The sequence below is a fragment of the Spirosoma endophyticum genome (assembly GCF_900112365.1).
In the GTDB taxonomy this organism is placed as follows: domain Bacteria; phylum Bacteroidota; class Bacteroidia; order Cytophagales; family Spirosomataceae; genus Spirosoma; species Spirosoma endophyticum.
Genome location: NZ_FOLQ01000019.1, coordinates 52535 through 72804 on the forward strand (window position 1 = coordinate 52535; position 20270 = coordinate 72804).

General features: G+C 49.5%; 20 protein-coding genes and 2 tRNA genes. 18 read left to right on the forward strand and 4 right to left on the reverse strand.

The window, feature by feature from the left end; translation table 11 throughout:
- Positions 1-132: 132 nt before the first annotated feature.
- The 4 genes from BM202_RS28755 to ruvC all read right to left on the reverse strand — a co-directional run bounded on the left by BM202_RS28755 (position 133) and on the right by ruvC (position 3553).
- The gene (locus tag BM202_RS28755; RefSeq protein WP_093832720.1) at positions 133-885 is read right to left on the reverse strand and encodes a dioxygenase family protein; all 753 of its coding nucleotides are present in this window, start codon (positions 883-885) and stop codon (positions 133-135) included.
- 147 nt (positions 886-1032) lie between these two features.
- Positions 1033-1755, reverse strand: coding sequence for a LytR/AlgR family response regulator transcription factor (locus tag BM202_RS28760; RefSeq protein ID WP_093832722.1), 723 nt, complete (start codon positions 1753-1755; stop codon positions 1033-1035).
- Positions 1752-2867 carry a sensor histidine kinase gene (locus BM202_RS28765; protein WP_093832724.1) on the reverse strand — a complete coding sequence of 372 codons (1116 nt, stop codon included), beginning with the start codon at positions 2865-2867 and terminating at the stop codon, positions 1752-1754. The genes BM202_RS28760 and BM202_RS28765 overlap by 4 nt, the downstream gene beginning before the upstream one ends.
- A 95-nt stretch (positions 2868-2962) precedes the next feature.
- Positions 2963-3553 (reverse strand): crossover junction endodeoxyribonuclease RuvC, encoded by a 591-nt coding sequence (gene ruvC / locus BM202_RS28770; protein WP_093832726.1) that lies wholly within the window; start codon positions 3551-3553, stop codon positions 2963-2965.
- Between the two features lie 52 nt (positions 3554-3605).
- Here ruvC and BM202_RS28775 point away from each other — a divergent pair, with 52 nt between their 5' ends.
- From BM202_RS28775 to BM202_RS28860, 18 genes are all read left to right on the forward strand, one after another.
- Positions 3606-4565: a lysylphosphatidylglycerol synthase domain-containing protein gene (locus BM202_RS28775; protein ID WP_093832727.1), complete on the forward strand. Its 960-nt coding sequence runs from the start codon at positions 3606-3608 to the stop codon at positions 4563-4565.
- Between the two features lie 76 nt (positions 4566-4641).
- Positions 4642-5763 (forward strand): glycosyltransferase, encoded by a 1122-nt coding sequence (locus BM202_RS28780; RefSeq protein WP_093832729.1) that lies wholly within the window; start codon positions 4642-4644, stop codon positions 5761-5763.
- Positions 5764-5843: 80 nt separating this feature from the next.
- Positions 5844-6491 (forward strand): polysaccharide deacetylase family protein, encoded by a 648-nt coding sequence (locus BM202_RS28785; RefSeq protein WP_093832731.1) that lies wholly within the window; start codon positions 5844-5846, stop codon positions 6489-6491.
- Positions 6478-7509, forward strand: coding sequence for a glycosyltransferase family 2 protein (locus BM202_RS28790; protein WP_093832733.1), 1032 nt, complete (start codon positions 6478-6480; stop codon positions 7507-7509). The genes BM202_RS28785 and BM202_RS28790 overlap by 14 nt, the downstream gene beginning before the upstream one ends.
- A 75-nt stretch (positions 7510-7584) precedes the next feature.
- Complete coding sequence (locus BM202_RS28795) at positions 7585-8391, forward strand: TatD family hydrolase (RefSeq protein WP_093832735.1); 807 nt, start codon at positions 7585-7587, stop codon at positions 8389-8391.
- A gap of 81 nt (positions 8392-8472) precedes the next feature.
- Positions 8473-9609: an asparaginase gene (locus BM202_RS28800; protein WP_093832737.1), complete on the forward strand. Its 1137-nt coding sequence runs from the start codon at positions 8473-8475 to the stop codon at positions 9607-9609.
- Positions 9610-9824: 215 nt separating this feature from the next.
- Positions 9825-9911: transfer RNA gene (locus BM202_RS28805), tRNA-Ser, on the forward strand.
- 33 nt (positions 9912-9944) lie between these two features.
- Positions 9945-10031: transfer RNA gene (locus BM202_RS28810), tRNA-Ser, on the forward strand.
- 118 nt (positions 10032-10149) lie between these two features.
- Positions 10150-10386: a 4a-hydroxytetrahydrobiopterin dehydratase gene (locus BM202_RS28815; protein WP_093832739.1), complete on the forward strand. Its 237-nt coding sequence runs from the start codon at positions 10150-10152 to the stop codon at positions 10384-10386.
- 68 nt (positions 10387-10454) lie between these two features.
- Entirely contained in the window at positions 10455-11186 is a 732-nt protein-coding gene (gene rsmI, locus BM202_RS28820) for a 16S rRNA (cytidine(1402)-2'-O)-methyltransferase (RefSeq protein WP_093832741.1), read from the forward strand.
- On the forward strand, positions 11149-12471 hold the full coding sequence (locus tag BM202_RS28825; RefSeq protein ID WP_245776827.1) for an Lnb N-terminal periplasmic domain-containing protein: 1323 nt from the start codon (positions 11149-11151) through the stop codon (positions 12469-12471). The genes rsmI and BM202_RS28825 overlap by 38 nt, the downstream gene beginning before the upstream one ends.
- Before the next feature lie 122 nt (positions 12472-12593).
- Positions 12594-13889 carry an acetylxylan esterase gene (locus BM202_RS28830; protein ID WP_093832745.1) on the forward strand — a complete coding sequence of 432 codons (1296 nt, stop codon included), beginning with the start codon at positions 12594-12596 and terminating at the stop codon, positions 13887-13889.
- Positions 13890-13994: 105 nt separating this feature from the next.
- Positions 13995-14927 (forward strand): D-2-hydroxyacid dehydrogenase, encoded by a 933-nt coding sequence (locus tag BM202_RS28835; RefSeq protein WP_093832747.1) that lies wholly within the window; start codon positions 13995-13997, stop codon positions 14925-14927.
- A 155-nt stretch (positions 14928-15082) separates the two neighbouring features.
- Entirely contained in the window at positions 15083-17797 is a 2715-nt protein-coding gene (locus tag BM202_RS28840) for a DNA gyrase/topoisomerase IV subunit A (RefSeq protein ID WP_093832749.1), read from the forward strand.
- A 31-nt stretch (positions 17798-17828) separates the two neighbouring features.
- A complete protein-coding gene (locus BM202_RS28845; protein ID WP_177236715.1) occupies positions 17829-18191 on the forward strand; it encodes a VOC family protein in 363 nt (120 codons plus the stop codon).
- A 4-nt stretch (positions 18192-18195) separates the two neighbouring features.
- Complete coding sequence (locus BM202_RS28850) at positions 18196-18891, forward strand: SanA/YdcF family protein (RefSeq protein WP_093832753.1); 696 nt, start codon at positions 18196-18198, stop codon at positions 18889-18891.
- A 197-nt stretch (positions 18892-19088) separates the two neighbouring features.
- A complete protein-coding gene (locus tag BM202_RS28855) occupies positions 19089-19661 on the forward strand; it encodes a DinB family protein (protein ID WP_093832755.1) in 573 nt (190 codons plus the stop codon).
- Between the two features lie 118 nt (positions 19662-19779).
- Entirely contained in the window at positions 19780-20217 is a 438-nt protein-coding gene (locus BM202_RS28860; RefSeq protein ID WP_093832757.1) for an EVE domain-containing protein, read from the forward strand.
- Positions 20218-20270 lie beyond the last annotated feature (53 nt).

Sequence of the window (20270 nt, forward strand, 5' to 3'; positions counted from 1 at the left end):
AGCTTGTCCACAGAGATTAAATACCCGAAACCAGCACATAAATCTCTGTGATCTCTGTGCCGCGACGGCGGACCGCTCTGTGGACAAGCTAAAAAAGTTTAACCCTAGGCAACTATCAACTTTTTTGATTTCTTATGCACTTACGACAACATTGAACGCCAGTATGTATCCGGCAGATATACTACCCGTAACTGTGGCAATTTCAGTGGCGTAGGAGTCAGAAAATACGTTATCTCGCTCATTTTTTGTGTCTTGTGCGCCTTTCGTATAGCCATACGCCTGTGCTGTTGTGTAAACAGTATTCGAGATGTCGTAGGGAAAGGCGATTTGGGTAACCAGCAGCGACTTTCCCGAGGAATTATACACGTGAACGTGTATGTGCGGGGCCCGGCCCGAATACCAGCCCGGAAAAATAGACGTAAATTTCACCAGACCGTTGGCATCGGATGTTTGACGGCCCCGCAGAAAGTCTACGCTTGTATAGTTGACGCTTTGCATACCGGTCCCGCCATATTCGGAATAGTATCCGTCTTTATCGCAATGCCAGATGTCGACCAGTGCACCCGATAAGGCAGCACAGCTGTTGTTGCTATTTTTGATCGTAATGTTGATCGTAAAGGCCACCCCGGTTCGATCGGAACGGATATCAGACCGGACGAAATTAGCCGGAACTTTTGTTGGGAACGGTCCCTCGGTTTCGCTTGGCGAGACCTTGCAATCACTGGACGAACTGCCATTCGATGTGCCCGTCGACGTACCAGTTCCCGTCGTGGTGCTGGTAACCGGATCAACCGTTGACGATGAACAAGCCCCAACCATCGGGGTAATGGCTGCGATGCCCAGTAAGCTACCAAACCCTCTTTTCAAAAATTCAATCCGTTCCATAGTTATTAGTTAGTAGGCATTAAGATTACGTTGTATACCAGTCATTACGACGACCGGGTACAGATCGTTGCCCGCTGAGGTTGTTTTGAGGTAAACAGCCCAATTGTGTCGGTTAATCAAACACTGCGTGTTGACGTGAAAACCGAACTACAAACCAAACTGCCGAAAGAAATCGGCTTCGTAACTAGCGCCAATTGGAATCTCGCGGCCTGCCAGCAGAATCGTCTTGCTCTGTACGGCTTCGATGCGGTTGAGCGGCACAATGTAAGACCGATGCACCCGAATGAATCGCTCGGTGGCCCGGCCAGTTTCAGGAAGTTGCTGCAGCATGGCTTTCATGGTCATGCGGCAAACAATAGGTTTATCGCTCTGACGATGAATTTTGAGGTAGTCATCCAGGCCTTCGATGTACAAAATATCGGATAGCGGTACCTGATATAACTTGTAATCAGCCCGGACATATAGATACGTTTCGTCAGTTTTATCGGTCCGTTGCTGCCATTGATGGAAACCTTCGGCTTTGTTAACGGCCTGCAAAAACCGCTCGAACGTGAAGGGTTTCAATAGATAATCGACGGCATTGAGCGTAAAGCCTTCCACGGCAAACTCGGCGTAGGCGGTGGTGAAAATGACCATTAATGGCTGTGCTGAAGGCTTTTGCGTGGTGACCCGGTAAAAATCAATCCCTGACATCGAGGGCATATTTATATCTAAAAACAGGAGATCAGTCGGGAACTGCTCCAGATGCCGAAGTGCCTCGTCGGTACGCGTAAATGTCTTTTGCAGATCGATAAAATTCACCTGCTGGCAGAAGTGCGAAAGCACGCGGAGAGCAGGGGGCTCGTCGTCTAAAGCAATGGCGCGGATCATGACAGGGTAATGGATAAATCGACCGTAAAACTAGCTGGTTTGTCGCTGATAATCAGTTGATGACGATCTGGATACAAGAGTTGCAGACGGGCTTTTGTATTGGTCAAACCAATGCCGCTGGCAACCGCCGTTGGCTGAAACACCCGTACTTTTTTATTTGCTACGTAGCAGCGCAGGCCATTATCCTGAATAGAGATACTGACCTGAATAGCCGACGGTTCTTCGGGACTAACCCCGTATTTGAACGCATTTTCGATAAATGAAATCAGCAGAAGGGGCGCAATCTGTTTGCCATTCGCATGCCCCTCAACCGTGAAATCAATCTGTGCCGTTTCGCCCAGCCTCAGTCGTTGCAAAGCAATATACTGACCAATGTATTCCAGTTCATTACGTAGTGACACCTGATTTTTCTGCGACTCCTGTATCACGTAGCGCAGAAACGAAGACAGTTTGACAATGGCGTCAGCCGTCGGTGGCGATTCGATAATGGCCAATGAATAGATACTATTGAGCGTATTGAACAGAAAATGAGGATTGATCTGGGCTTTCAGATAGGATAGTTCGGTCTGGATTTTTTCGCGTTCCGTTTCGCGCCATCGGTTGTTGATACGTAGCGCGAGGGCTAACAGGAATCCAACCAGTGTCAGGAAAAAAGTCTGGCTCAGTTCTGACGGTAATCCTGACCGTTGAGAACCCGATTCTGGGAAATGACCTGGCGGGAACGGTGGCCGATCTTCGCCTGCAAAGGGCGGTGGCGGCATCCGGTCCATTTTTTCTAAGGATAGCGGTGGACCCTGACGCATGGCTGGCTGATCCCTTCCCTGGCGATTGATGACAACAAGTGTGCCGTCAATGAGCAAAAAACAGCCTACTGAGTAGAGACCATAGAGAAAATACTTCCGCTTAAAAAAAAGCTTCGGAATCAGGACGTAGTAGTTCGTATAGAAAAAGGCAATCGTCAGCAGATACGACACCAGGTTACGCTGCTCATGCGGATTGACGGGTAGTTCCGCCAGCTTTGAAAAACCATCCTCCGCCAGAACGTAGGGCAGGCTGAGAAAGGCCAGGCAACTGAGCAGGTGAATCGCGACTTGCGTAAACCGATTATTCATGGAAGAAAGTTACTCCCGAATCAGCTAATCTGACTTTGTCGCTACGTTGAATTGCGGTTGATGGGCAGAATGTGTCGGTGAATAGAAGGGGCGACTTACATAATTCGCCCCGAGTTCTCGCTGACAAACGCTCCCCAGGCACCTTTTTTAGTCTTTTTGCCGGGGGCAACAGGAAGGGCATTCTCGTGGAAATGATGGCAAATGGCAATCGCCAGCGCATCCGTCGCGTCGAAAAATTTAGGATCTAACGTTTCTTTTAATAGATGCCCCACCATCTGTGACACCTGGTCTTTCGTTGCGTTTCCGTTGCCCGTTACCGACTGTTTGATACGTCGGGGGGCATACTCCACAATGGGGATATTGCGTGATAAAGCTGCTGCCATCACGACGCCCTGCGCCCGGCCCAGCTTGAGCATTACCTGCACGTTTTTGCCAAAAAACGGGTCTTCAATCGACATCTCATCGGGGTGATATTCGTCGATCAGCCGCACAATGGTTTCGTAGAGTTTCTGGAGCTTAAGTTGATACGTACTATATTTGGTCAACTGAACGACGCCGTATTGCATCATGCTCATGACGCCCCCTTTCACCGAAATGATGCCGTAACCGGCAACTTGTGTTCCGGGATCGACACCGAGAATGATTTTTTCTTTGGTGATGGCAGATAAATTTGGCGCGACAATCATAATTAGGGTGGGGCAGTAGGCTCTTATACAAAGTAACGTGTTCTCATTTGTTTTGTCGCTGAAACCAGGTAAAAAAATCATCCTCTGGGGTAAAATCGCCGTTTTTGTCGGCCTTATTGCCTACATCGGCTATGTACTTCGGCAACAGCAGTTCGACTGGACAACGGTGCGCACGCAACTGCAAACAGTCGATCACCCGGAGCGTTGGGCCATAACGCTTTTGGTGCTTACGCCCATTAACTGGGGATTGGAAGCTTTAAAATGGCAAATCCTGCTCCAGCGTGTTCAGAAAACCTCCTTTTGGGATGCCTACCGAGGGGTGCTGGCGGGTGTTTCGCTGGGGTTTGCGTTACCGGCGCAATTGGGCGATACAGCCGGTCGGGTGCTCTCGTTACGTACTAACCGGGCTGAGGCCGTTGGCGCGTCGCTGGTGTCGGGCGGCATGCAGTTCTATGTCGCACTGGTCTTTGGAGCAGTTGCCTGGGCGCATCACCTGACCGTTGTCCCAGAGCGAGCGACACCGACTGGCCAATGGTTGCTGGTTTTATTCACGATTCTGTCTTTAGGTGGTGTGGGATTCGGGCTGGTACGCAGACGGCTTGTCAGGTGGTTGGAAAAGCGTCCGGGCCTGAACCAATTTTCGGAATATTGGAACGTAGCGGGACTCTATTCGGATAAAGAAATTGGGCTGGCGCTCAGTGTTGCTGGCTTGCGCTACGTTATTTTTTTGATACAATTCTATCTGGCGATGCGTCTGGTGGGAATAACCTTGCCGTTGGATATTTCGGCGTCGGGCATTGGCTTGGTATTTCTGGCGAAAACCATCACACCAGCGTTCAACTTACTTAGCGATTTGGGTGTTCGGGAAGCAGCTTCGCTTTGGGTTTTTGCTCCGTTTGGCGTGCAAGCTCCAATACTGATTACGGCAACGCTGACGCTCTGGATCGCCAACGTATTGACACCTGTATTGGTAGGACTTATTTGGGTCTGGAAACTGAAGATTAGTCAATAGTTGTCAGTCAACAGTCGATAGGGGGGGGCTGGTAGGCTATTAAGTAAGAAGTGACGACTGTATAGTAATGACTTTAATGACTATTTTTTTACTGGCAGTCAGTTTGCTTTATGCGCTGTTTACACTAACGCTCTGGGTTACCTGGTTACGAATGCCTTCGTTTAATGCCGGAGCCAGTCTGCCTAACGGTCCATACATTACGGTCATTATCCCTGTCCGTAACGAAGCTAACAACATCGCAAACTTATTGAATGACCTCACTGAGCAAACTTACGCTCGTTTTGAGGTCATTGTTGCTGACGACTCATCCACGGATGATACGCTCCGTATCGTTACAGAATACGCTGGAAAGGCTCCCTTTGCCCTTCATCCTCTGCCCTTAACCAACGAGCGAACGGCGTCGCCCAAGAAGCGGGCAATCACGCAAAGTATCGCGCTGGCAACTGGTGATCTAATTGTTACGACCGATGGTGACTGTCGGGTGGGTACACGTTGGCTAGCTACCCTGGCTGCTTTCTACCAGAAGACAGGGGCAAAACTGATTTCGGCCCCTGTAACCTTTACCGCCGAACGTAGCATCGTTGATTCGTTACAAACGGTCGAATTTTCCAGCCTGATCGGTACCGGTGCCTGTACGCTGGCCCTTGGCTACCCAACCATGTGCAACGGGGCCAACCTTTGCTACGTAAAAGAAGTATTTAGCGAAGTGGGCGGTTTTTCCGGAGTCGATCATCTGGCGTCGGGCGACGATGAATTTCTGATGCATAAAATTGCGGCTCGCTATCCAGATGGCGTTCAATTCCTGAAAAGTCCTGATGCAATTGTCAGAACACAGGCGCATCAGTCGTGGGCGGCATTTTATAACCAGCGGAAACGATGGGCCAGTAAGTGGAAGGCTTACGAAAGCTATTTGCCCTCGCTGCTGGCGGTGTTTGTTTTCCTGAGTAACGCGGCTCCAGTTGTGGCGATGGCTGGCTGGTTACTAGGATTTTTAAACGGAAATATGGGTCTTTTCGTTATTGGCTTGAAAGCCATCCCGGAGTTTTTGTTTTTACGTCAAGTTCTTGTTTTTTTACAAAAAAAATCGTCCGTAGGCGTCATTCCATTGACCCAATTGATCTATCCGCTCTATGTACTTTTCTTCGGGCTGGCCGCTCAGGGAAAAGGCTATGAATGGAAAGGACGAAATCTTAACTGATATAGGATATATGGTATAAGATGTGTGCGTTTTGAGTACATCCTATACCATATATCCTATATCATAAATCATACATCCCTTTGTCATTCTTTCTCCATAAGTCCAATTTTTTGCTCCGAACGGTGTACCCCGAGTTCTGGTGGAAGATCGAAGATAGAGTCGAACCAACGATTTATCTGACGTTCGATGATGGGCCAATCCCGGACGTGACGGAATTTGTGCTGGAGCAACTGGACAAATTTGCGGCACAGGCTACGTTTTTCTGCATTGGCGATAATGTTCAGAAACATCGGGACATTCTGTATAAAGTGCTCGAAGCGGGGCATATGGTCGGGAATCATACGTTCAATCACCTGAACGGCTGGAAAACGGACGATGCGATCTATCTGGAAAATATCCAAAAATGCCAGGCGCAGTTAGGCGTTGAAACGTCCCTGTTTCGGCCACCCTATGGCCGGATTAGAAAGTCGCAGGTGGCGGAGGTGCTGGAAAATTACTCAATTCTTATGTGGGACGTATTGACCGGTGATTTTGACCGTAAATTGCCCGCTGATGTGTGTTTGCGTAAAACCATTCAATACACCGAACCGGGTTCCATCGTCGTCTTCCACGATAGTTTGAAAGCCTGGCCGACGATGCGCTACGTGTTGCCGCGGATGCTGGCTTATTTTTCTGATCGCGGCTACTCATTTCGGTCTGTTCCGCAGCCTACCTATGCTGGCTACTGACCAACCAGCCGCGCATCGGTCAGACCGGGATTATCCGCAGATCAGTATCCTGATTGCCGCACGCAATGAAGAAGCGACTATTCTTGATTGCGTGCAGGCCATAACCCAGCTTGATTACCCGTCTGATGCCGTTGAGGTGCTGATTGGCGATGACCAGTCTACCGACCGAACCGGCTCCCTTATAACCGACTTTATCGCTGACAAACCGAATTTTCAACTGGTTACAATAAACGAAAGTCGGATAGGCCTGATTGGTAAAGCCAACGTACTGGCGCAGTTAGCGCACGTGGCGCGTGGCCAGTTTCTCTTTTTCACGGATGCCGATACGCAGGTGACGCCCGAATGGCTCACCGAAATGAGCCGTCAGTTTATGGAATCGGTTGGTATCGTTACGGGCGTTACGTTGCCCATGGGCCCAAAACTCTTTCACAAACTTCAGACCATCGACTGGCTTTATAACCTCACCCTGACGCATTTGATGAGTAGTATGGGCGTTCCCGTTACCGCTATGGGCAACAATATGGCTGTCAGTCGGGTGGCTTATGAGGCCGTTGGCGGGTATGAATCGCTGCCGTTTTCAGTGGTTGAGGATTATATACTGTTTCAGGCAATTGTGGCAAAAGGATATGCTTTTCGAAATTTGCTGAGTGAGCAGGTGCTGGCGCACACTAAGCCGGTCGATACGTTCCGGGCGTTCCTGCAACAACGTAAACGCTGGATGCGTGGTGCGATGAGCTTACCTGTCTGGATGGTTGTTTCACTGTATGCACAATACCTGGCGGTGCCGCTATTGTTGCTGCTGGCCTGGTTCTCGCCCGTGCTGGCCGTTGGTTTATACGTAGTGAAATTGTTCATTCAAACGCTGGTCATTTCATTCGGATCAGGCCGACTGCGGCAAACCAACTTATGGCCTTACGCGTTGCTATTCGAGATTTACCAACTCATTATCGGGCCGCTATCGGTTATTTATTACTTTTTACCCACGCCCATTGATTGGAAAGGAAGGAAATATAACTAGTCAACAGTTGCCAGTCGTTGGTTAATAGCAATTTTTCGCTGACGACTACAACCATTAACTAACGACTACCAGCTTATGACTTTTATCGACACCCACGCCCATATTTACGACGACCAGTTTGACGACGACCGGGACGTAATGCTGCATCGCGCTGAAACACAGTTGGTAAGCCAGATCTGGATGCCTAATTGCGCTCGTGAAACCGTGCCCGGCATGATGGCTCTCGCCGAACAATACCCGGAACGCTGCCTACCGATGATGGGCCTGCATCCAGCCTACGTTACCGATACGTTTGCGGATGAACTGGCGAATGTGGAAGACCAATTAAGTCGCCATGCGTTTATGGCCGTTGGCGAAATCGGCCTGGATTTTTACTGGGATATGAGCTTTGTGGATCAGCAGTTCGTCGCCTTCGAAACGCAGTTGCGTTGGGCAGCAGAACAGAAGTTACCCGTTTCGATGCATACCCGTTCCGGTCACGATCGAAACGCCTTTTCCGAAGCGGCTGACCTCATTGAGAAATTGGCACTACCCGGGCTAACGGGTATTTTTCATTGTTTCGTGGGTACGCTCGACGAAGCTAATCGAGCTATTAACTTAGGGTTCAAACTCGGTATTGGAGGTGTTAGTACGTTTAAAAACGGCGGTTTACACACTGTTCTGCCGCACGTTGACCTGGCGCAACTGGTGCTCGAAACCGACGCTCCTTACCTCGCACCAGTGCCGTATCGGGGGAAACGTAACGAACCTTCTTACGTACAAATCATAGCCCAACGCATTGCCGATCTAAAACAGATTAGCCTGGACGACGTAGCTCGCCATACCACCGCCAACGCGCTATCCTTACTACCAGCCCTTTACGCGAATTTATTACCGGATTGACATATCCAGGGAACGAGCCGCATTCGGCTTCAGCCCATGTTGCTTTTGACAAAAATTACGGGCTGAAACCCGTACATACCGATGCCTTACAAGACAGTTTACATTAACCCAAGTATTCTGAATCGCCCGCGCGCTTCGGTCTTGGTCATTTACACCGGTGGTACCTTAGGTATGGTTTATGACCAGAAAGCCAATCAGCTTATTCCCTTCGATTTCGAGCGCGTACTGGATCGTCTGCCCGAATTGCACCGCCTGGATTTTGAGATTACCATGCTCACGTTGCCCGAAATCATTGATTCGTCGAACATGAAACCAGCCATCTGGGTCGAGTTGGCACAAATCATTCAACAGAATTACGAGCAATATGACAGCTTTGTCATTCTACACGGTACTGATACGATGGCGTATACGGCGTCGGCACTTAGTTTTATGCTGGTTGGCCTGAATAAACCGGTTATTCTGACGGGCGCGCAATTACCCATTGGTGTAGCACGTAGCGACGCCCGCGAAAATTTTATTACCGCGCTTGAAATTGCGGCCGCCGTGGATTCGGCCGCCGTGGACGCTGCCGCTGTGGATTCGGCTGCTACTGGAGACCAGAAAAAAGGTCGCCCGATTGTTCCGGAGGTTTGCGTTTATTTCAATTCATTTTTGCTGAGAGGCAACCGTTCTACCAAGCACGAGAGCGTTCAATTCAACGCGTTTACGTCGGAAAACTACCCGCATCTGGCCACCGCTGGCGTCAGTATCGACTACAACCGACCATTCATTCGTCCGTATCAACCAGCTCAGCCCCTGGCACTACGTACTACTCTGGATACGAACGTAACGATTCTAAAACTCTTTCCAGGCATCACGCAGCCAGTGGTTGAATCCATTGTTAACCTAAAAAACCTGCGGGGCCTGGTACTCGAAACGTTTGGGGCGGGTAATGCGCCTACCGATAGCTGGTTTCTAGACACAATCAAGGAGGCTATTGATCGTGGGGTAATGATCTTTAATGTATCCCAGTGTGAGGGCGGTCGCGTTACGCAGGGCCAATATCAGACCAGCAAAGAACTTCAGCAAATCGGTGTAGTAAGTGGAGCCGACATTACAACAGAAGCGGCCATTACCAAACTCATGGTGTTTCTGGGTGGCGAAAGCAACCCATCAAGATTGCGAGCACTGCTAGCCCACTCGCAAAGTGGTGAAATGAACGATCAGGTAATGGTATAGGCTTTTCGTTTATCTCCTCAGTTCCAATAAGTTAGTAACAACTACATTTTTTCTTCCAACCTAGTCCTTGCTTTTCTAATTCTCTTCTTGTTATTTCGCGTTCCGGTTTGCGGTTACGCTCGTATTTTATTATAATCTACGAACAAAAGTTCTAAAAAAACGCGCAAATAGAAATAATTAACTGCCTGTTAATCAACCAAATGGGTAGTTTTACTAGAGAGGTGTCCGAGTGGTTGAAGGAGCACGCCTGGAAAGTGTGTATGCGGGAAACTGTATCGAGAGTTCGAATCTCTTCCTCTCTGCACCGCTCATAAGCGGACGTACGACCAACAAATAGAGAGCTGCCAGAGTGGTCGAATGGGTCTGATTCGAAATCAGAAGTACTCGCAAGGGTACCGGGGGTTCGAATCCCTCGCTCTCTGCTTAAATGATGCGTAACCAACTTATTTAAAGCTGGTTACGCATTTTTATTTGGCCTTATAGTAAACAGTACCCTCCACTTCACTGTTTACTGCTGACCATTGACTAACGACTATTTTTATGTGGCAGGAACAGGACAATCAACTTACCCGCGAGTTTACGTTTGCCAATTTTAGTGAGGCTTTTGCCTTCATGACCCGCGTGGCCCTCGCTGCCGAAAAGATGGATCATCATCCCTGGTGGTCGAATGTGTATAACCAAGTGACAATTAAACTGTCTACGCACGATGCCGGTAACGTAGTGACCGAAAAAGACCATAAACTGGCGGCTCAGATAGATAAGTTGGTTAGTCAATAGTGCCAGTCATCAGTACGGAGAAGATGACTATTGACCAATGACTGACGACTATTGACTAGTTTTGCGTCATGAAATTGTACCTCGTGCCGACGCCCATCGGTAATCTTGACGACATTACACTACGGGCCATTAAAATCCTGCAAAGCGTAGACGCGATTCTGGCCGAAGATACCCGCACGTCGGGCGTGTTGCTACGTCACCTTAACATCAGTAAGCCGCTGCACAGCTACCATATTTTCAACGAACATCAGACCGTACAGCGATTGGTGGCCCAGTTGAAAGAAGGGAAAACGCTGGCCTTGGTGTCAGACGCCGGAACGCCGGGAATCTCAGACCCTGGTTTTTTACTGGTACGCGAGTGTATCAAAAACAATATTCAGGTGGAGTGCCTGCCTGGCCCGACGGCCTTTGTGCCAGCCCTTGTCAATTCGGGCTTGCCCAATGATCGGTTTACGTTCGAGGGATTTCTGCCGCATAAAAAAGGGCGCCAGACCCGATTGGCTGAGCTGGCGGGGGAGGAGCGAACCATGGTTTTCTACGAATCGCCCCATCGATTACTCAAAACCCTTCAACAGTTTGCGGATACGTTCGGGGCTGAACGGCCTGCCAGCGTATCGCGTGAATTGACCAAACTGTTTGAAGAGAACCAACGGGGTCCGTTGTCGGAGCTTATTACGTATTTTGCTCAAAAAACGATAAAGGGTGAACTTGTCGTTTGTGTACAGGGAAAAGAACCGAGCCGGGGAAAAGCTAAACGAGTGTATGACAACGACAGTGATGACAATGAAGACGATGAGTAATTGGGTAGGGGCAAGGGGCAAGGAGCATGGGGCAAAGGGCAAAGGGTGTGGGGCATGGGGCAAAGGGTTATTTGTTTTACTCTTTATTCTTCATTCTTCATTCTTCACTACTCATTCATCAGTCGCCCAAAGTATACCCGTTAGCCAAACGCTGTCGCCTGCTGCGCGGATGAGTCTGATTACGTACGGCCCCGGTGATGATGACATTTCGTCGGTGTTTGGTCATACCGAAATACGGCTTGTTGATCCTGCCCTTGGCATTGATCGGGATTACAGCTATGGCGGCTTCGACTACAGCGCTGACGGGTTTATTCTTAAATTCTTACGTGGTACGTTGCCGTATCATGTCGCGGTTTACAACATCTACCAGGTCATGTATTACTATCAGCAGACGAACCGGAGTATTCGGGAACAGTCGCTGAATCTTTCCCCTGCCCAGCGGCAACGGTTGTTTGCCGCTCTGGAGAAGAACTACTTACCCGAGAATCGCGAATACCGGTATAAGTTCTATTATGACAACTGCTCGACTCGTCCCCGCGACATGATTGTCGACGCCTGTGGTGATAGCCTGACCATTCCATCCCGTTCGCGCATGACCGGCAAGTCGTACCGCGATCTGATGAATGAGTATCTGAATGAGCGTCCCTGGTATCAATTGGGCATGAACCTGGCGATTGGGCAGCCAGCCGACGAGCAGACCGATGGCTGGCGGGCCATGTACCTGCCCAATGAATTGCACGACCAGTTAGCCCGTGCTACGTTGCTACAGGCCAATGGACAAACGGTTCCACTGGTTCAGAGTGAGCAAACGATTTTTGCGGCTCAGAAACTATTTCGTCAGCAGGTTCCCTTCTTCTTCGACCCCGATGTAGTCTTCACAATCCTGGGCATTATTGTAGCGCTGTTCACGATTCGGCGGTACATGGTCGCCGGGAAAGTTGATCGCTGGTTCGACCGGTTTCTGTTTGGCATCGTAGGCTTTCTGGGTTGGTTTCTGTTCGTGCTTTGGATGATTCGGGATGATGGTGTTACGGGTTGGAATCCAACGTTACTCTATTCGATGCCTCTACACTTGCCCCTGATTTTCTGGGCAACCAGTTCGAAAGTTACCGCCCGGCGCCGGACCCTGTATTTTGGCCTTACGTCGGTTCTGATTCTGCTCGGGATTTTTTTATCGAACATACCCGGCGGCTTCGATGTGGTCTTCCCGCTGACGTTACTTATTCGGTGCATTGTGAATATGCAACCAAACCGGCGCGTTCAGACGCCAGCACTGATTGACTGAGTTACTTTTAAGCTGCATTGGTATTAATTCGGGAGCAGATCAAAAGCAGATCTATACGGCTGATTATAATTTCGGTGGAAGTTGCTTTCTCTGAATGAAGACCAAATTGTCCCTCTCATTCCATGAAAAAACTACTTTTCTCCAGTCTGCTGCTGATCTGGGTTAGTCAGGTGCTGGCTCAACCCGTCGAGCGTTTCATTAAAGTTATTGTCACGCCCGACCATGCCGACTGGGTATATAAAACGGGGGAGCCGGTTAAATTCAACGTATCAGTCTACCGAAGCAACGTATTGCTGAAGGGCGCTAAACTACGCTACGAGATTGGTCCTGAGAAGATGCAGCCTACCAAAAAAGAAACCGTTACGTTGCCCGATGGTATAGTAGCGATAGACGGTGGCACCATGAAGACGGCAGGTTTTCTGCGCTGCATTGCTACCGTTGAATTGGATGGTAAAGAGTATCGGGGTCTGACAACAGCGGGATTTGAGCCGCAGGCCATCAAGCCAACCGTTACTAATCCCACCGATTTTAAGGCATTCTGGGACAATGCCAAAGCGGATCTGGCCAAGATTCCGATGGATGCGCGAATGACGTTGCTACCGGAACGTTGCACCGAACTCACCAACGTTTATCACCTCAATCTGCAAAATATTAATAATTCCCGCTTCTACGGTATTTTGTGTGTTCCGAAAAAAGAAGGAAAATATCCCGCGATTCTGCGTGTGCCGGGGGCTGGTGTGCGGCCCTACAATGGGATGATTGCCGAAGCTGAAAAGGGTTTCATTACGCTCGAAGTGGGCATTCATGGTGTGCCGGTTACGATGGACCCTGTAGTCTATGACAACCTCAGCCGGGGCCCTTTGAGTGGCTATCCAGCGGCTAACCTCGACGACCGCGATCGGTATTACTACAAACGGGTTTACTTAGGTTGCGTACGGGCGGTGGATTTCCTGGCTAGCCTGCCGCAGTATGATGGGCAGAATATGGCCGTTACGGGCGGAAGTCAGGGGGGGGCGCTGAGTATCGTTACCGCCGGACTTGATTCCCGAATCAAGTGGCTGGGTGCTTATTACCCGGCGCTGTGCGATGTGACGGGTTACCTCAACGGTCGGGCGGGCGGCTGGCCGCATTTGTTCGTAGGTAAAGAATTGGATTATAATAACAAACCCGATCGGATCAAAACGACGGGTTATTATGACGTAGTAAACTTCGCGCGTTTGGTGAACGTGCCGGGTTACTACTCGTGGGGCTTCAACGACGAAACCTGCCCGCCCACGTCCATGTATGCGGCTTATAACGTCATCCCTGGCCCCAAGATGCTTGACACGTACTACAAGGACACCGGTCACTGGACCTATCCAGAACAAACCGAAAAGATGACCGCCTGGCTCCTGGGCCAACTGAAAGGAGGGAAGTAAATAGTAACGCGGCTTTCCACGGGGCTAGCGTTCCACCGGGCTGGCGTTCCAGCCGCGTTACGTTAATAAACGCAACCAAACTGGTCGATTTTTCGTAGAAATAGAATGAAACTCTTTGTTAATAGTGCGCTCAACGATTCGCTTAAAGCTGAACTCCAGCAACAACTTCCAACGGAGCTAACAGTCGTTTTTCGGCATGACCTTCCCGTCGATCAGCAGCAGGCCGAATTTCAGTCCGCAGAGCTGGTGCTGGGAAATCCGCCCGCTACCTGGTTTACCGACCCTTTGCCGAATTTAAAATTCTGGCAGTTGGATTCGGCCGGATTCGATGGCTACAAGCATGTGCAGCTAACGGCTTCCATTGCCAACATGGGCGATTACTTTGCCTGGCCCTGCGCCGAAACCATGCTGGCGGGAATTTTAGCCATGTACCGACGTATTCCCGAATTGGCGGTGCTGCAAAGCCGGTCGGAGTGGGTGGGTGCCCCTATCCGGGAGCGTATGGATTCACTACGTCACAAGCAGGTGGTTATTCTGGGGACGGGTACCATTGGGCAGGCCATGCGCCAAATGCTGAGAGGCTTCAACTGCGAGATAAAGATGCTGGCCCGGACCGATCTTCATGCCGATTTACATACTGCGGATCAGTTGAAAGCGGTGTTGCCGCAAACGGATATTGTGATCAATTGCCTGCCCGGTACGGCGGTTGGGTTCTACTCGGCTGATTTGATCGGCGCGATGAAACCCGGTAGCCTGTATGCCAATGTAGGGCGGGGCACAACTACCGATGAGCCGGCCTTAATTAAGGCACTGCAAGCGGGAAAACTAGCCGGTGCTGTACTCGACGTAACGGCTAAAGAACCCATCCCGTCCGACAATCTGCTCTGGACATTGCCGAACGTTTTACTGACGCAACATACGGGCGGCGGACAGCCCCAGGAAGATGCCGGGAAGATGAAGCAGTTCCTGCGTAATTTCAGTCATTTACGCGCTGGGGAGCCGCTGGAAAATGCGGTAGAGTTGGGACGGGGCTATTGAACCTATGAAACTGCGTAGTCATTAGAATTGGCCTTTTTGAGCTTTTGGTGCCTGTTTTTTCAACTTTTCTTTGTATATTTAAGGAGTCGAACATTATACGTAACGTTCACCATATCCGCCAATAAATCTAGTGGAATAGTTCCTGCAACAAGTCAATGACAAACGAAGAAAATGAACTACCAATGGACGACGATCAACTGCAGCCCGACGCGGAGTTAACTGCCGACGAAACTGTACCGACCGACGCCGTTGAGCTGACTGATACGCCAAGTGAACCACCTACCCAGGCCCTGCATGATCAGACGGTCGTGTCGGGCCTATATGAAAACTATTTTCTCGATTACGCATCCTACGTCATTCTCGAACGGGCGGTGCCTGCCGTAGAAGATGGGCTGAAACCCGTTCAGCGTCGGATTCTGCACGCGCTCAAAGAGATGGACGATGGTCGCTTCAACAAGGTGGCCAACGTGATTGGGCAGACGATGCAGTTTCACCCCCACGGCGATGCCTCTATTGGTGAGGCCCTGGTCAATATTGGTCAAAAAGAACTCTTATTCGATACGCAGGGAAGCTGGGGTGATGTCCGGACGGGCGATGGCGCGGCTGCTCCGCGTTACATTGAAGTACGGCTCTCCAAGTTTGCGCAGGATGCTGTTTACAACGATAAAACCACAGAATGGCAATTATCCTACGACGGTCGTAAACGCGAACCTGTTACGTTACCCGTTAAGTTTCCATTGCTGCTGGCGCAGGGTGTTGAAGGCATTGCGGTTGGGCTTTCAACCAAAATTCTGCCGCACAACTTCAATGAACTGATTGACGCGTCCATCAATATTCTGAAAGATAAGCCAATCTCGCTATTCCCCGACTTTCAGACCGGAGGCCATATCGACGTCAGTAATTACAACGATGGTCATCGCGGTGGCAAGGTGCGGGTAAGGGCTAAAATTGAAGAAATTGATAAAAAGACCCTCGCCATTCGCGATGTGCCCTACGGCATAACGACCTCGCAATTGATCGATTCGATTGTAAAGGCGGCCGAGGTAGGAAAAATACGTATTAAAGCCCCAAGCCGGAACGTAGCGGCCGTGGTCGATAACACCGCCAGAGACGTCGAGATTCTGGTGCATTTGCAACCCGGCGTCTCACCCGACGTAACGATTGATGCGCTCTACGCCTTCACCGATTGTGAGGTGTCCATTTCGCCCAACGCCTGTGTAATCATCGGCGACAAGCCCCATTTTGTCAGCGTCTCGCAGATCCTGCGGGTCAATACCCATCAAACGGTGCAGTTGCTGCAACGTGAGCTGGAAATTCGTCGTAGTGAGTTATTGGAGCGATTACTATACAGTTCGCTCGAAAAGATTTTCATTGAGAATCGGATTTATCGCAAAATCGAAGAGTGCGAAACGTTCGAGGCTGTTCTGGAAACGATTGACAAAGCGCTTAAACCATTCAAAAAGCAGTTTTATCGGGCTATCGTTCAGGATGACCTGATCCGCCTGACAGAAATTAAAATCAAGCGGATTTCCAAGTTCGATGGGTTCAAGGCGGAGGAGTTGATGCGTCGGCTGGAGCAGGAACTGGCAGAGACCGAAGACAATCTGGCCAACATCACGCGGTATGCCATTGCCTATTACAAAGACCTGCAAAAGAAGTATGGTAAAGGCCGCGAACGCAAAACCGAAATCCGGGCGTTCAACACCATTGCTGCGAGCGTAGTGGCGGCTGCCAACCAGAAACTGTACGTTGATCGCGAAGGGGGCTTCATCGGCTCTGGTCTGAAGAAAGATGAGTACGTTAGCGATTGCTCCGACATTGATGACATCATCGTATTCCGGCGCGATGGCAAGTGCATGGTTGTGAAAGTGGCTGATAAGGTGTTTGTCGGAAAGGATATTGTATACGTAGCCGTATTCAAGAAAAACGACGAGCGTAAGATATACAATATGATTTATCTGGACGGGAAGTCAGGCATTTCGATGGCCAAACGATTCCCCGTCACGGGTGTTACGCGTGACCGCGAGTACGATTTGACGATGGGCAACCCCAAATCGAAACTGACGTATTTCAGTGCGAACGATAACGGCGAAGCCGAAGTCATTACCGTAAATCTGACAGCGCAGAGTTCGGCCAAGATCAAACAGTTCGACTTTGATTTTGCGTCCATTGCGATCAAAAATCGCTCGGCGCAGGGCAACATTCTGACGAAATATCCGGTTCGGAAAATCACGCAGAAAACGGGTGGTGTATCGACGCTTGGTGGTGTCGATATCTGGTATGATGAACACCTTGGGCGACTTAACCGGGACGAGCGTGGTAAATTACTGGGTAACTTCGACGCTAAGGACAGCATCCTGGTTGTGTATAAGGAAGGCCAGTACGAACTGACAAGTTTTGACCTGACCAATCGATACGAGCCGAATGAGATTGCCATTTTACAGAAGTTTGATCCCGAAACGGTGATCTCTGCGATATACTATGAAGCGGTTCAGAAAGCATGGTATGTGAAGCGATTTAAGGTTGAGACAACGACGCTGGATAAGAAATTCAGCTTTATTGGCGACACAAAAGGGTCGAAGGCCTTAGCCGTGACGGCCGATAGTCATCCACGTATCGAACTTCAGCACCAGGTGAAAGATCGGGGACCCGTGGAGAAAATGGTGCTGGAACCGGAAGGCTTTATTGATATACGGGGCTGGAAAGCCCTGGGGACCAAACTGCCCTACGTTAAAGTGAAAGAAGTTAAACTACTGGCGCCAAAAGTGGTCAAAGAGGCTGCTAAAACCCCTCTGATTATTGAAACCATTGGTGAAGTTGCAACGGAATCAGAGGCTAAGGAGTCCGTACAATTAGGCTTGTTTTCTTAACAGAAGTAAGGCCGCAAATGCTCACTATGTGATGGATAAACCTTTGTTAGGATTACGAACGGTAATTTACGCGGCTCCGGATCTTACTAGCACAAAAGAGTGGTATGCGAAGGCATTAGGCATTGAACCGTATTTCGACCAGCCGTTCTATGTAGGTTTTAACGTGGGAGGTTACGAATTGGGGCTCGACCCTGCTGCACAGATTGCCGATGGCAGTACGATCACGTATTGGGGTGTTGCCAACATCGAAGATGGTCTGCAACATTTCCTTACTTTGGGTGCGACTACCCACACCGGCATTCAGGATGTGGGCGATGGAATTAAAACTGCAACTACCAGAGATCCCTTTGGTAATGTGGTTGGGCTAATTGAAAATCCGCATTTTAGCATGTAAATGAATGAACACGACCTTGGCCACTAAGTACAGCGACGATCCGCCCCAGGAAGCCGTGGGGGTCCGGGTGGTCAAACTGACCATCAAAATCGGTATTGTGTGCCTTTTTTTTGGCGCAACGGTCGTGCTTATTTGCAACTGGTGGGTGGTTAGCAGTACACGAAATCAAATCTATTTCAACGTCAGCGAATTGCCGTCCAATGAGGTTGGTCTGGTATTGGGTACCAGTAAATTTGTCAGGACGGGCAAAGAAAATCTGTTCTTTCGGTACAGGATGGAGGCTACGGCCCGGCTCTGGAAAGAGGGAAAAGTGAAGTACCTGATTCTAAGTGGAAACAATGATTCAGAGTATTATAATGAACCGGTAGACATGCAGCGGGCACTGGTGAAACTTGGTGTCCCAGCGTCGGTCATGACGCTGGATTATGCCGGTTACCGCACGTTTGATTCGGTAGTACGTTGCAAGGACGTATTCAATCAGGAGAAAATCACGATTATCTCCCAAAATTTCCACAACGCCCGTGCCCTCTACATCGGCAATCATGAAGGGATGGAAGCCATCGCCTTTGCTGCTCAGGACGTCCCCGACGGCTATTCACTACGTACCCTTATTCGGGAGTATCTGGCTCGGCCCTACGCGTTGCTCGACGTGTATGTTGTCCGCCCGCAGCCGGAAAAAGGCAATTTGGAGCGGAGATAAGCTGGAATTCTACGTGTGCTGTCTTCATATAATTGGCGATAAGTATGATTCGTTTACGGCGAAACAGGCTACTCTATTTTTGGTTTGTACCCCAAAGTTATAGTCGTTTGAGCAACAGTAGACAGCGCGTTTCCGTGGCTTTTTTTTCGGAAGCCTGTCAATATTGATTTACCTTTGCGAATTATTCATACTCACTTATGATTCCCAACGACGAACTAATCCGCATTATAGATCTTTTAAACACGACATACGAAGGAGAGGAAGCCTGGCATGGTCCCTCCGTTGTTGACGTGTTGCGGGGCGTAACGCCCGATATGGCCGGACGACGGATTTCTCCCAATACCCACAGCATTGCCGAACTGGTTTTCCACATGACCAGCTGGCGCATTTTCTGCGTGAAGAAAATGCAGGGCGATGAAAAATTTGATATTACGACGCCCGACAAAAACTTTGGGGCTTTGCCTGATAAAATTGACGATTTTGAGTGGGAAGCTCTCGAAATGGAATTGAGTTTAAGTCAGGAAGAACTCATCAACGAGCTGGATAAGCGTGACGACGATGAGTTCCTGGAGGATATAGTGCCCGGTCGTGACTACACGTATTATGACATGCTGCATGGGATAATCAATCACGATATGTATCATACGGGGCAGATTATGATCCTGCAGAAAGCACTGGCAACGAAAGGGCCTGTTTCGCGTTACGACGATGATGCCGATGAATACGGCTCACCGTTCGGCAGCAGTCAGGAACACGACGATTATTATTGAAAAAACAGTGAAGAATGTAGCCGGGGCCGCCCGTGCGGTGAAAAGTGAAAAATAGCTTCTCTACCTTGTTCTTCACTTTTCACCGCACGGGCGGCCCCGGCTACATTCTTTACTTAGTTTGAACTACTGGCTCGTTAAATCTGAACCCGACCACTACGGGTGGCATCACTTTATTGAACAGGGTCGCGCCATCTGGGAAGGCGTTCGTAATTATCAGGCACGTAATAATCTGAAAGCCATGCAACTAGGCGATCAGGTTTTGTTTTACCATAGCGTTATCAAGCCCGGTGTTGTTGGTTTGGCGAAAGTAGTGCAGGAGGCCTATCCTGATCCTACTGTGGCCAACGAGCCTGCTCAAGCCAAATTCGGGTGGGTAGTTGTTGATCTTGAACCGATAATGCTCCTGGACAAACCCGTCCCGCTGGCCCTAATTAAGGCTGAACCGTTACTGGCAAACATTAGTCTTATCAGGCAATCGCGGTTGTCGGTCATGCCCATCCGTCCCGATGAATTTGAGTTGATTTTAAAAATGGGACAGAAAGAGAATTATGAATGATAAATGATGAATTAGTATGCTAAAAAATAATTCATCATTTATCATTCATAATT

Bases quoted from the DNA above. Each gene is read 5' to 3' on its own strand.
- BM202_RS28755 (WP_093832720.1), bottom strand. From the start codon at position 885: ATGGAACGGATTGAATTTTTGAAAAGAGGGTTTGGTAGCTTACTGGGC.
- BM202_RS28760 (WP_093832722.1), bottom strand. From the start codon at position 1,755: ATGATCCGCGCCATTGCTTTAGACGACGAGCCCCCTGCTCTCCGCGTG.
- BM202_RS28765 (WP_093832724.1), bottom strand. From the start codon at position 2,867: ATGAATAATCGGTTTACGCAAGTCGCGATTCACCTGCTCAGTTGCCTG.
- ruvC (WP_093832726.1), bottom strand. From the start codon at position 3,553: ATGATTGTCGCGCCAAATTTATCTGCCATCACCAAAGAAAAAATCATT.
- BM202_RS28780 (WP_093832729.1), top strand. From the start codon at position 4,642: ATGACTATTTTTTTACTGGCAGTCAGTTTGCTTTATGCGCTGTTTACA.
- BM202_RS28790 (WP_093832733.1), top strand. From the start codon at position 6,478: ATGCTGGCTACTGACCAACCAGCCGCGCATCGGTCAGACCGGGATTAT.
- BM202_RS28795 (WP_093832735.1), top strand. From the start codon at position 7,585: ATGACTTTTATCGACACCCACGCCCATATTTACGACGACCAGTTTGAC.
- BM202_RS28800 (WP_093832737.1), top strand. From the start codon at position 8,473: ATGCCTTACAAGACAGTTTACATTAACCCAAGTATTCTGAATCGCCCG.
- BM202_RS28815 (WP_093832739.1), top strand. From the start codon at position 10,150: ATGTGGCAGGAACAGGACAATCAACTTACCCGCGAGTTTACGTTTGCC.
- rsmI (WP_093832741.1), top strand. From the start codon at position 10,455: ATGAAATTGTACCTCGTGCCGACGCCCATCGGTAATCTTGACGACATT.
- BM202_RS28825 (WP_245776827.1), top strand. From the start codon at position 11,149: ATGACAACGACAGTGATGACAATGAAGACGATGAGTAATTGGGTAGGG.
- BM202_RS28830 (WP_093832745.1), top strand. From the start codon at position 12,594: ATGAAAAAACTACTTTTCTCCAGTCTGCTGCTGATCTGGGTTAGTCAG.
- BM202_RS28835 (WP_093832747.1), top strand. From the start codon at position 13,995: ATGAAACTCTTTGTTAATAGTGCGCTCAACGATTCGCTTAAAGCTGAA.
- BM202_RS28840 (WP_093832749.1), top strand. From the start codon at position 15,083: ATGACAAACGAAGAAAATGAACTACCAATGGACGACGATCAACTGCAG.
- BM202_RS28845 (WP_177236715.1), top strand. From the start codon at position 17,829: ATGGATAAACCTTTGTTAGGATTACGAACGGTAATTTACGCGGCTCCG.
- BM202_RS28850 (WP_093832753.1), top strand. From the start codon at position 18,196: ATGAACACGACCTTGGCCACTAAGTACAGCGACGATCCGCCCCAGGAA.
- BM202_RS28855 (WP_093832755.1), top strand. From the start codon at position 19,089: ATGATTCCCAACGACGAACTAATCCGCATTATAGATCTTTTAAACACG.